Here is a 12,316-nt window from a genome sequence, read left to right on the forward strand (position 1 = left end):
TGCGTCGCCAACTCCTCAAAACAAAAAACAAAATTGAACAAATGCAGAAAAATACACGTTAAAGAATATACTATTTCTTACCGTCTTCCCATCATTTTTGCCAGTCAAATATGGCGATCACCCGTTTCCGCGCATTTCATGCCTTGAAAAAACACCGCTGCACAAAAGCTGCGCAAATTGACTTTTTCAGGCCTGTTTGAACGTCCCAATCGCTTCCAGAAGTGTCTTGCGGCGCATCAAAATGGTGCCGCCAAGTCCCACCACAAGCAGCCCCCCGGACAATAGAATTTCCACAACATGACCCGGCTCCCAGAGTGTACGCAGCCCAATATGGGCGCAGACCAGACCTACCGAAAGCAGAAGCGGCGCGGCGATCGCATTGACGCAATCTGCCAGGCTGATCGGCACGATTTTCTGCGCCAAAATCCAACCACGCGGCACAATGACCAGCCCCCAGACCGTGATCACCGTCGCCACGCCGAGCACATCCGAGAATGCAGCGGCGCAGAGTACCATAACCGTATAGAGGACCGCGGATTCCGTCATAAGGCGCACATGCAAGTCGGTGCGATTGGTCGCCCGGAAAATACAGGACAGTAAAACCACCGCAATTGCCTCAAATGTCAGCCCTGCAATCGACAAGGCAAAAATCGGTGCAACCTGCGCCCAATCATCTGAGAGCACCACGGTAAACACCGCCGTCCCCGCAGCCGCTGTCACGGCCAGAATGGGAAACAGAACCGTCGCCATCAGGTTCATCGCGCTGAGATAGATGTCGACCAGCCGCTTGGGATCATGCTGAGCCTTCGCCATACGAACGTAAACAATCGTGGACGCTGGTCCAACGAGCCCAAACTGAGGCAATTTGGAAAATCGAGCGCTCATGGAGAACAGACCCAGTGCCGCCTCCCCGTTGAACTTCCCGATACTCATCACCGCTGACTGCGCTTTGACAGCCGAAATGGCCGACACAATCAAAGCATTTCGGGCAAACTCAAGGTGCGGCCTCACCAGAGCGGGGCGGAATACCCGCGTGGGGCGAAACTCGGACAGGTACAGAATACCGGCCAATCTGACCCCGGCCAGCGCCAGCTGTTGCGCGACAAGCGCCCAGACACCGGCGCCGAGCACCGCAAGTATCACCACCGCGCCAAGGCTAAACACCGTGGTGATGGTCTGCACCTTGGCAATGCCTGTGTAATTTTCCCGCCGCTCGATCTCTGCGTTGGGCGTGGCGGCAATGGCCTGCATCAGAGGCACCACCGACAGCGCCGCGATGATCTTCACCAGCTCAGGCTGCTCAAAAAATGACGCCCAAAGCGGCGCGGCCAGCAGAATGATAGCCATCAAACCGCCCCCCACCATCACAAGCAGCCAGAACACACTGACCCATTCGTCATGGTCATACTCCGGCGTCCGGATCAACGACCGCCCAAGCCCCGCATCGCTCAAAACGCTGCAAAAGACGATCAGAGACATCGCCATGGCAATCAGGGCAAACTCATCCACCGTGAGATAACGCGCCACCACCGGCAAAACCAAAATCTGCGACAACGCCAGAAACAGGCGCGCAGACACAAGCGAGCCGACGTTGACAAAAAATCCCTTGGTGGAATGGCCGGTGTTGCCGTTTTCAGAGCCCATAGCGGATCAGTCCAGCTTGATCACATCTGCCCAATCATAGACCAGGATCGCATCACTTGGGGTCGCTTTTGCCAACCACTCATGCCGCGCGAAACTTGGCCAGCATTGGGTCGTGTTTCGAAAGGCGACCGGCACATAGGCCGCCCGAAAATCCGCATCCGAATACAGCCCGTCAAACGCGCTGTCCGCATGTGACCAGAACGCCAGCCCCTGATCTTTTGTGCAGGCCCGGTTGAAGGCGGCAAGCACATCCGGCTGGTGCTTCCAGAATGTCGGCTTGTCAAAACTCGCGTGGTTGCGCATCCCGATCTTCACGGGATTGGCATGCGCCATCTCAACCCAGTTCAGCCCAAGCAGATCATAGATGTGGCCGTCATACGCCAGCGCAATGCCGCCGGCCGGACCCACACCAATTGAGGGGCGCGGCTCCACCTCATTCAGGAACGCGCCAAAATCGAGCCCCTGCTCCACCAGCACATATTCTTTGCGGATATCAAAGCGTGATTGGTAATATTGCCCCCAGCCAATCAACATGATGCCAAGCGCAGCAACCGCGCCGGCCACCTTCGCCGCACCAAGGGTTGTGGAGGGCATCCCAGCCCCCAAAGCAACCAGAAGCGCCAGCGCAATTGGCAGCAACGGGGCCACCGGCTGATAGAACCGCCAGAGCACAAAGTGATCGCCACCAAGCGCCGCATAGGTCATCAGCAGGCCAAAAATGGCCGCGGCTGCGACGATCAGCGCGCGCGTGCCGGGGCGGCTGTGCCGCGCCTCAAACAGCGCCCAAAAGGTCAGCCCCAGCCAGATCATCACCAAAATATCCGTGAATGGGCTGCGCAGCAGGAAATCAAAGAGATATTTCATCCCGTCCGCCAGCCCCTGCAGCCGGTCAGAGGAAACCTTGGCATAAAAAGTGTTGGGGAACGGCTGGCCAAAATAGCTCAGCCGGAAAAAGGTGACCGCCACAAAGGAGCCGCCCGCCGCGAGGACAGACAGCCCCAGAACGCGCCAGGACCGCAGCGAGAGCAAAAAGCTCAGACAGATCAGCCCCACTGCCACCAAAATACCTTCAGGACGCACCAAGGGCATCAATGCGGCTGCCAGAACCAGCCCCAGCCCGTTGCCGGGGCCAAAGTCGTCCTCCACCCGCTTGGCCAGCAGAAACACCAGCCAAATCACCATCATAGACCACAGCGCCAGCTCCATCATGGTCCAGACCGACCACATGAAATACCCCGGGCTGGCCATCAGGAAGAGCGCCATGGTCCACAGCGCCGGTCCGGTTGGCACGTCCAGCCAATCGGTCAGCGCCCGCACCAGACGCAGCGTGATATAGACCGCGCCCAGTGCAAACAGCGCACATAATCCGATGATCAGAAACTCCGGCGTGGGCGTCAGACTATAGGCCACCGTCAGTATGCTCATCCACAGAAACGCGGTGGAGCCTTCGACCTTTTCGCCGCCCACGTTGTAGACATACCCCGCCCCATTGGCGACGTTTTCAGCATAGGATCGGGTGATCGCCGCATCATCAATGCCAATGAACGGCAGACCGCCAGACAGAAACCACGCCAGCGCCGCCCCAATGCAGGTCAGCCCGAAGGCCAGTATAAAATCTTGGAATTTATGTGGCTGATACATCTGCCGTCCGATCTCTTCAAAATTTGGTCTTCATAAAAATACGTTCGGGCAGATGCGTGACCACGCCCATCAGCGCGCGCCAGCGCATGTCGTAATAGACAAGCTTGCCCTTCTCCATCGCCGCCACAACGCGCTCGGCGAATGGCTCTGCGTCGGTGGTCAGCGGCCCGGGCAGATCCATCCCCTCCGTCATCGCGGTGCGCACAAAACCCGGCTTCACCGTCATCACATGCAGACTGCTGGCCGCATATTTCTGCCGCAGGCCGGAAAGATAGGCCGCAAACCCCGCCTTGGCGGAGCCATAGACATAGTTTTTGGCCCGCCCGCGATCACCGGCAACAGAGCCTATGCCTACAATATGCCCGCCCCGCCCTGAAGCGGACATCTGCGTCGCCACCCGCTCCAGAAACAGGCACGGCGCGAGGAAATTGCTCTCAACAATCAGCCGGGTCGCCGCGCTGTCCCCCGCATCCGCCTCCTGGTCACCCAGCACACCGATGGCGCAGATAACGATGCCCGGCTTCATCGGCAGACTTTCAAGAAAGCTCTGATGCCCCGCCACATCCAGCACATCAAAATCATGCGCGGACACCTCCACGCTGTGCCGGATAGAGATATCGGAGACATCCGCCTCCAGCCGCTGCGCATTGCGCGCGGCCAGCATAATGGGATGCCCGCGCTTGGCCAGCGCGACGGCAATGCCACGGGCGATGCCGGACCGGGCACCAAGGATCAATGCGGGGGTGTCGGCAGGTGTCACAGGTTCAGCCTCTGGGATTGCATAGATTGAAAAAGCCCGCGCGCACCGGATTGGGCGCGCAGATCACGAAACGCAGGCAAGCCCTCGGCATATCCTGCCTCAAGCATCGGCTGGCTCATGCGGCTGTCCTTCGCCATATAAAGACGCCCGCCATGTTCCGTTGTGATCTCATCAAGCGCGGTCATCAGGGTCAGCGCGCGCGGCGACAGCTGGAAATCAAGCGCCAGCGTGTAGCCTTCCATCGGAAACGACAGAGGGCGCTGCGGCGCGCCGGGGCCAAACCGCTTCAGCACCGCTAGGAAAGAGCCAAGCCCCGCATCGGAAATCGCGGTCAACAGCTTGGTCAGCCCGGCCTCAGACTCAGCCAGCGGCAGCGCACATTGATACTGCGCAAACCCGCCGCGCCCATAAAGCCGGTTCCACTCAAGGATCGCATCCAGCGGATAGAAATACCGGTCATAGTCAACGAGCTGCGGTGCGAGATTTTGAGAATTCTTCTTGTGATAGAGCCGGTTAAAAGCGCGAATGGTGTAGGTGTTCAGCGCCCAGGACGGCGCATCCATCGGCATCCGCTGCTTTTTGCGCAGGGGGATATCAAACGGCAGATCCCGCTGGGCCGCAGCCAATTCCTCAGGCGCAGCATGCTCTCCCAGAAACACCAGCGAGCGCCCACGATGGGCGCCTTTGGCCAAACAGTCGATCCAGGCCACGGAATAGGTCACATCGTTGTGGGTCTCAAAAATCTCAATCGCGTCAGCGAGGTTTTCCGCCACATGGGTGGTCTGCCGCACCCAACCCGAAGGGATCGACAGCAGCTTGGTGCACACCGTCAGGATATGCCCCGTCAAGCCATTGCCGCCAATCGTGGCATGAAACAGCGCGGTGTTCTCCTCAGGCGAACAGCGTCGGATCTGCCCGTCCGCGCAATAAAGATCAAACCACAGAACGTGATCGCCAAAGCTGCCCACCTTGTGGTGGTTCTTGCCGTGCGCATCCACCGCGATCAGCCCCGCCAGCGAGACAAATTTTGTCCCCGGCGTCACCGCAGGAAACCAGCCGCGCGGTACAAACACGTCCAGAATTTCGGTGAGGCTCAACCCCGCTTCTGCCACAAGCGTGCCGGTGTCTTCATCAAAAGACAGGATCCGATTGCGCGCTGTGCCCAGCAATGTGAGGTCCGGGTTCATGGCAATATCGCCATAAGAGCGGCCAAAGCCGCGCGCGATCATGCCCTTGCCCGCAGCCACTGGCAGCGCGTCAAACCCTGCCGGATCAAGCGGCGCCGTCGCGCACTTGCGCTGCGGCCAGCGTCCCCAGCCTGAGAGCGTCTGCGTCTTGATCATGCATGCCCCCCCACGCCAGCCGCAGGGGTAAACACAAACCGCTTGTCCAGATGATACTTGCAGAAATAACCGACGCTCAGGCCGAGCACGGCCCCCGCTTCCCGCATCAGATCCGTCTGCCAGATCAACCAGAACCCATATTCCGAGCCCCAGAAAATCACCGTCGTGATCACCCCCATCAGGGTGTAGAGACCAAACTTCCGGCTCTGCGCCTCCTTGGAGGCATCAAAAAAGATCCAGCGCTTGTCGAGGTGAAACTTCACCACCAGCCCGACAACCGTGCCGACAAAAATCGCCAGCGGCACCCCCAAACTGCCTTCATAAAACGCCAAGGACAGGCGCTGCGTCAGAAGGTTGGCGATGGTCGCCACCACCGCAAACGCGCTGTAGCGGGTGACAAGTTGCGTCAGTGTCATAGCTGCGCACTCGCCAGAAACACCGCGCCGCAGGCGGCAAAGACAATCAGGCTCACCTTATCTTTGAGAGCAAAAACAATGGGATCGTCATCCATCTCTCCGCGATAGGAGATGATGGCCACGCGATTGATCCAATAAAGCAGCATCATGCACACCAACCAAAGAAGCTTTGGTTCCGAGTATAGGCTCGCCACATTGGAGTTGGAGACATAAAGCGCCAGGATCACCACCGAACAATAGCCGGAAGCCAGCATCGCCCCCAGCACCACAGGCAAATCGCCCACGCTGTATCCGCGCCCATCGGTGCTGTCCAAATCCCGCGCTTCCAGATCCTTGAGCTCGGAAATTCGCTTCACCGCGGCCAGCGCAAGGAAGACAAACATCGAAAAGGCCAGAAGCCACTCAGACAGCGGGATGCCACTGGCCGCGCCACCGGCCACAATCCGGATCGTATAAAGCGCACCAAGCGTCCAGATATCGATCATCAGCTTGCGCTTGAGCACCAGAGAATAGGCAAAGGTCAGCGCCACATAGCCCACCAGTACCAGCGCAAAGGCCGAGGGCAGGAAGGCCGCAATCACCATCGCCGTCAAAAACAGCGCCGCCGAGTGCACAACCCCATGGGCGACGGGAATGGTGCCCGCCGCAAACGGGCGTTTGCATTTTCGCGGGTGTTGCCGGTCCACATGCAAGTCGAGCATATCATTGATCAAATAGATGCTGGAGGCCGCGAGACTGAAGGCACAGAAGGCAAAGAACGACGGCAGCAGCATCGACATCTCATGCGCGGCCAGCGCGGGCACAAACACCAAAAGGTTCTTCAGCCACTGATGCGGCCGCATCGCCTTGAGGTAATGGCGCGCTTTGCGCGTCGCGCTTTCATCGCTATTCCCGTCCAGATGGGTGACCTCGACATCCATCGCATCCACACGCGCACGCACCGCCGGCTTGGCCCCGATGGTGATCGCCTTGCGCGCCTTGGGCCAAACCTCAAGGTCGGCGCTGGAATCTCCGATATAATCAAAGCCCCGCTCGCCAAACCGATCCACAAGCCATTGCGCCTTGGCGCTGCCCGCAAGATTGCGCTGCGCATCCGAGCCAATCGCCTCGTCAAACAGCTCCAGCTGATCCCCGATCAGGCTCACCTGTCTGTGGTTTGAGGCCGACACCAGAAGCACCTGCCGCCCGCTCTTTCTGGCCGCAGAAATCTGCGCCAACACATCCTCGCGCAGCGGCACGCTGTCGGCATCAACCACCATTTCGGCGGCCAGCTTGTCTTTGAATTGCGCTTTCCCCGCAAACAGCCAAGAGACAATCTGAGGCAATTTTGCAGGCTGCTTTGCAATCAACAGCAAAAGCGCTTCGTGCATCGTATCTGATTTGGTCAGCGTGCCGTCCAAATCAACGACCAACGGTATGTCCACAGTATCAGACATGTCAAATTCAAGAGCGTCCGCAGATCCGCGCTGTGCTCCTATCGTCGTCATAATTTAATCCAAAACCAAAAAAGTCTAAAATCTAAAAGTAGGAAACCCCAAGCTCTATTCTAAACCAAGCGATAGCTGTTCAAGAAAGCGCAACTTGGCTCTCAGAGTTGCCAAAATATCGATTTGCGCAATATCCAGTCATTTAGAAACGCCGCAGAGCGGCAAATGGCCCGCCATCCACAGCAAGTTGGCGCAGGAATACGCACCCGCCCTCACCCAAAATGGTTCGAAGCACTGACCAATAATACACGTGTTTTCTTATCCCCGTTCTAAGGCGTTACCATGCGGCCATCCGCACGCACATAACAGCCGAATTATTCGATTTTTTTGCGGCATCGCATCAAAAAGTGAGCTATCGATTTGTGGCTCAATTCCACAATCAGCAACAGCGTCCTACCTGGGCCACCCCGCGGCCGATTTCGGCAAAAGATTTAGGCTGCTGGCAATCAAGTTTTTGACAGGCCGAGAAAAAGTACCGTCAACACCCATGGGTGGGCCTCATAAATTAAAGAATCAATACTTTAATATTTAGCCCAAGCCTTGTGATGGGCCTAGCTTTATCCTGACAACAGTAATTCTGAGCCGCGACTCGCCAAAAAACGCGGCATGATTGCCGCATATCAGCAGCCCCATTCACAGGAATATTGAAACGCACACCATTGGATCGAACATCAGGAAATCAGATCCATTTGCGCAGAAAGATCCGCTTTCTGCGCCGCATTGGAAAGCCGATCCAAAACCAGCGAGATCTCCTCGCTCCGCGCCTCTTCGCTCCAACCCAAAAGCGCTGCCATTTCGCTGACAACCACCTCAAATTGCTGCGCGCTCATCGCGCCCAGCACCAGATCATTTGTGCGCCTGAGCAGCACATCACTCAGCCGGAAAGCCTGCGTCTCGTCCACATGCTGGTGCACAAAGGCCCGCAGCTGCGCCTCCGTCATCCCTGCAATCTCATGCGGCATGTTTTCATAGTCCGGCAAGTCCACGCTGCGCGTCTGGCAGGGGCGCGCCTTTGCCTGTGCGCCCAACAGCTGATCAACCGTCTGCTCCGCCACCAGCCGCGCGGTGGTCCATTTCACGCTGACAATGCTGAAAAGCCCGACAATCCCATCCACGATACCATGGTCAATAATCTCACTTTCGTGCAACGGCACCGCCTCCGCACCCTCTTCCTGCATCGCAGGTGCCAGCCCCGCATAGCTGTAAAGCACATCCTCAGGCGACAGCCCCAGCTCCGGGTAGACCTCATTAAACTCCTCTGCAAAATCAGCCACATCACCCGGCCCAACCCGGTCATCCACCTCTCCCCCCTCATGCGCCACATGGGTGGTGCCGATCATGGTTTTGCCCTGCCAGGGCACCACAAAAAACATGCGGTTGGCACTGTCGACCTTGGAGTCAGAGGCGCGGTTGCTGCGCACAGCCACCCCATGCGGCAGCGCCGGCTTGCAGGTCACCAAATTCATGCTTTTGACCAGCCCAAGCTGCATCGAAAGCTGCGCTTCATCCGCACCGTTGATCCAGCTCGCCGCCCAGGGGCCGGTTGCGTTGACAACCGCGCTTGCCTGAATGTCAAAACACGCCCCGCTGCGCATGTCCTGCGCCTTGACGCCAGCGATCACCTGCGGATCATCCTCCCGAAACAGCGGCGCGTCTGCGGTCACATAATTGGCCACCGAAGCCCCATGCTCCGCCGCCTGCTGCAACATCTGCAGCACCGCCTTATCCGCCAGCGAGACCTGCGCATCCATCCACATCGCCCCGCCGCTTAAGGGTTGATCCTCCATGCCCGGCACCATGTCACGATAGCGCTTCGCCCCCAGAACACGCCCCTTCGGCGCCTTAAGTCTGCGCCCGTCTTTTAGCGCCACACAGGCATTGAGGAACTCATAAAGCGCCACCCCAATGCCAAGCGCGGCAGGCCCCCGCATGCCAAACCCGTAAGCCGGCATCAAAAACCGCATCGGCTGCACCAGATGCGGCGCAGTCTGCAGAAAAATCTGCTGCTCACGGATCGATTCAATCGCCCGCTTGAAATTGAGATGCTGAAGATAGCGGATGCCGCCGTGAATGGTCTTCAGGGAGTTGTGGCTTGTGGCGCTGCAAAAATCGGCCCGCTCCACCAGCGCCACGCTCAACCCGCGCAGCGCCGCATCCCGCGCCACACTGGCCCCCAGCACACCGCCGCCCACAACAACCAAATCAAACTGCCGCGTCGACAGCTCTGACAAATCACGTTTCATAAAGTCACCAATGGTGCACGAATCTATTAAAAACGGCCACTTAATCAAATAACCGCCTTTGATAAGACGCAATTTCCCACCGTTTGTCATGCTGCCAATTGCCGCGCTGAGGAATTGAGGCATCACCTGCGTGACCACATCACCACACTCTGCGCAGGCATCTTGCGAGGCGCGCTTTTTTGGTGCTACGCAAATCAGGCTTGGGTTGTTTATGGGGGACGCTGGTGGAAAGTGAGCGCGACACTCTTAAAAAAGACCGCGTCGTTGATGCGTTAAACGACGACAGCTCTGCCCTGCAAAAATATCAGAAATTCTTTGTCGGCAATTCCAGTTTCAGCGCCTTTCTGCGGTATGAGTTTGCCATGATGTTTGCGGCTGGCACACGCGGCGCTTTGGGCTTCTTTCTCAGAAAACACCTATTCCCCGGCCTATTTTCCAAGACCGGAAAAGGCGTCAATTTTGGCCGCAATATCTCTTTGCGCTGCCCCACCCGCATGACGCTGGGCGACAGCGTGACCATTGATGACGGCTGTGCGCTTGATGCGCGCGGCGCGGCCTCCGCCGATGATTTTTCCATTGGACCGCGCACCCTGATTGCGCGCGACACCGTGCTGCTCGTGAAAAACAACCACCTGCGCATAGGCGCGGATTGCTCCATCGGCAGCCAGTGCAATCTCAGCGGTGTGTCAGGCATTGAAATTGGCGATCACTGCATCATCGCAGGCCAATGCTACTTCGGCGGCGGGCGCTACAAAATGGCCCTTGGCGAAGGCCCCATGGTGACGCAAGGTTTAGAAACCAAAGGCCCTGTGGTCTTGGGAAATGACGTCTGGGTCGGCGCGCATGTCTCTATTCTGGATGGAGTCCGCATCGGCGACGGCGCGGTGATTGCAGCGGGTTCGGTGGTCACCAGCGATGTGGAAGACAACGCCATAGTCGCGGGTGTTCCTGCCCGCGTTATCCGCCACCGCAGCTGATCTGCGCCGCCACCCTACGCCGGATGGCCCTTTTCCAAATCCGTGCATCCCGTTTGGGCGTTTGAGCCGCACCGATGTATCAAAACCACGCCCCCGCGTGCTTTCTGGCGCAAACCGCTTGCCACAAACCGCTACCACGACCTAACGTGGCCCTAGATTTTAGAGAGGGCCTCGCCCTCAAATTTTGACATAGCATATTGTGAAGACGAGATGATTATTGACGCTCGCAGCTTACCTGACGGCGAGGTTATCGACGCCGACATCTGCATTGTCGGCGGTGGCCCTGCGGGCATCACCCTTGCACTGGAACTCTCTGGCTCCCCTCTAAAAGTTGCCCTGATTGAAAGCGGCGGCATCTATTATGAGGATGAAACCCAGCAACTCTACAAGGGGCCGAACCTCGGCTTTCAGTATGACCCGCTGGATGAGGCCCGCCTGCGCTTTCTCGGCGGCTCTTCAAACCACTGGAGCGGCCACGCCATGCGCCTGGCACCGGTGGATTTTGAGGTGCGCGACTGGATGAAATGGTCCGGCTGGCCCATCACCTATGAGGACGTCGCCCCGTTTTATGACCGCGCACAACCCTATTTCGAGCTTCATGAAGAGCGCCCCTATGACATCGCCTATTGGGCAGATCGTCTTGGCTTTGACCTCTTTGACCTCAACCCGGATCTTCTGGAAAACGTCTCCATCAACCAAAGCCCGCCAACGGCATTTGGCTATACCTATGAGGATGCGCTCCGGGCGTCTGAGAATGTCACGGTGTTTCTCAACGCCAATGCGCTCAACATCGACAGCACCTCCACCGCATCCGAAATCACGGGCATTGAACTTGCCTGCATCGACGGCCCAAGGCTGCGTTGCGAGGCCAAGCGTTATGTCCTCTGCATGGGCGGTATTGAAATCCCGCGCCTGATGCTTCTGTCAAACAAGGTGCAAAACACCGGAATTGGCAACGGCAATGACCTTGTGGGCCGTTTCTTTGCAGACCACGCCGCCATCCGTCCGGCAGCGCGCATTCTGGCGGGCCGCAACGCCCCCAACATCGATCTTTACGCCGAGCCTTACGAGTTTGACGATGTGGGCGGCATGTTTGCGGCCATTGTGCCGTCAGATGATCTGCTCCGGCGCGAACAGATCGCCAGCTTCATCTTCCACATGTTCCCGGCGGCGCGCTCCCCCGGCGATCTGGCCATTGGCCAGCTTACCAAACAGCTCCGCGGCAAGGGCAACGGCCTTGCGCCGCATATCCAGAACGTGCTGACCGATCTGGATGGCGCGGTCAACGGCATCTGGCGGCGCGCCCTTGATACAAGGGACGATCTGATCACCCGCGAATGGGTTGGCCCGTGGCTTGGGTTTGAATGCGTGCCAAACTACGACAGCACCGTGCATCTGGTGGAAGAAACAGACCGCTTCGGCCAGCGCCAGATCGCGCTGAACTGGCAGCTCACAGATCAGGAAATGCGCACAGTCAAACGCGCGACAGAACTGCTTGCCTCAGAGATCAGCCGCACAGGCGCAGGCCGCGTCTGGACCGATGTGCTCAGCGATGACTATGACTGGCCGAGCTTTGTCGCCCGCGGCAAACACCACTGCGGCACCACCCGGATGTCGGTGGGGCCTGAAACCGGCGTGGTGAATGCCGATTGTCAGGTGCATGGCATCAGCAACCTCTTCATCAGCAGCTCATCTGTGTTCCCAACCAATGGCTACGCCAACCCGACCGTGACAATCGCTGCCCTGTCGATCCGCATGGCAGACAAATTCAAAGCCGACGCACGCGCAGGCACCCTGTAAGGAGG

The 12,316-nt window shown here is 58.1% G+C and carries 9 protein-coding genes; 2 read left to right on the forward strand and 7 right to left on the reverse strand.

Annotation, left to right across the window (positions count from 1 at the left end; genetic code table 11):
* Window positions 1-186: 186 nt before the first annotated feature.
* The 7 genes from J7399_RS17865 to J7399_RS17895 all read right to left on the reverse strand — a co-directional run bounded on the left by J7399_RS17865 (window position 187) and on the right by J7399_RS17895 (window position 9,534).
* Window positions 187-1,644 carry an oligosaccharide flippase family protein gene (locus J7399_RS17865; RefSeq protein ID WP_209088335.1) on the reverse strand — a complete coding sequence of 486 codons (1,458 nt, stop codon included), beginning with the start codon at window positions 1,642-1,644 and terminating at the stop codon, window positions 187-189.
* A 6-nt stretch (window positions 1,645-1,650) separates the two neighbouring features.
* Window positions 1,651-3,285, reverse strand: coding sequence for a hypothetical protein (locus J7399_RS17870; RefSeq protein WP_209088338.1), 1,635 nt, complete (start codon window positions 3,283-3,285; stop codon window positions 1,651-1,653).
* Between the two features lie 16 nt (window positions 3,286-3,301).
* Window positions 3,302-4,045 (reverse strand): SDR family oxidoreductase, encoded by a 744-nt coding sequence (locus J7399_RS17875; RefSeq protein WP_209088341.1) that lies wholly within the window; start codon window positions 4,043-4,045, stop codon window positions 3,302-3,304.
* On the reverse strand, window positions 4,042-5,388 hold the full coding sequence (locus tag J7399_RS17880; protein WP_209088344.1) for an FAD-binding oxidoreductase: 1,347 nt from the start codon (window positions 5,386-5,388) through the stop codon (window positions 4,042-4,044). Before J7399_RS17880 ends, J7399_RS17875 begins: the two co-directional genes overlap by 4 nt.
* Complete coding sequence (locus J7399_RS17885; protein ID WP_209088347.1) at window positions 5,385-5,804, reverse strand: GtrA family protein; 420 nt, start codon at window positions 5,802-5,804, stop codon at window positions 5,385-5,387. Before J7399_RS17885 ends, J7399_RS17880 begins: the two co-directional genes overlap by 4 nt.
* Window positions 5,801-7,240, reverse strand: a complete 1,440-nt coding sequence (locus J7399_RS17890) for a UbiA family prenyltransferase (protein WP_209088350.1) — start codon at window positions 7,238-7,240, stop codon at window positions 5,801-5,803. The genes J7399_RS17885 and J7399_RS17890 overlap by 4 nt, the downstream gene beginning before the upstream one ends.
* A gap of 722 nt (window positions 7,241-7,962) precedes the next feature.
* Complete coding sequence (locus tag J7399_RS17895; RefSeq protein ID WP_209088353.1) at window positions 7,963-9,534, reverse strand: FAD-dependent oxidoreductase; 1,572 nt, start codon at window positions 9,532-9,534, stop codon at window positions 7,963-7,965.
* A gap of 224 nt (window positions 9,535-9,758) precedes the next feature.
* On the opposite strand from J7399_RS17895, the gene J7399_RS21220 reads away from it, so the two are divergent.
* Complete coding sequence (locus J7399_RS21220; protein WP_209088356.1) at window positions 9,759-10,511, forward strand: acyltransferase; 753 nt, start codon at window positions 9,759-9,761, stop codon at window positions 10,509-10,511.
* Window positions 10,512-10,721: 210 nt separating this feature from the next.
* A complete protein-coding gene (locus J7399_RS17905; protein WP_209088358.1) occupies window positions 10,722-12,311 on the forward strand; it encodes a GMC family oxidoreductase in 1,590 nt (529 codons plus the stop codon).
* The last annotated feature ends 5 nt before the right edge of the window (window positions 12,312-12,316 follow it).

The organism is Shimia sp. R9_1 (assembly GCF_017743775.1).
Taxonomy (GTDB): Bacteria; Pseudomonadota; Alphaproteobacteria; order Rhodobacterales; family Rhodobacteraceae; genus Shimia.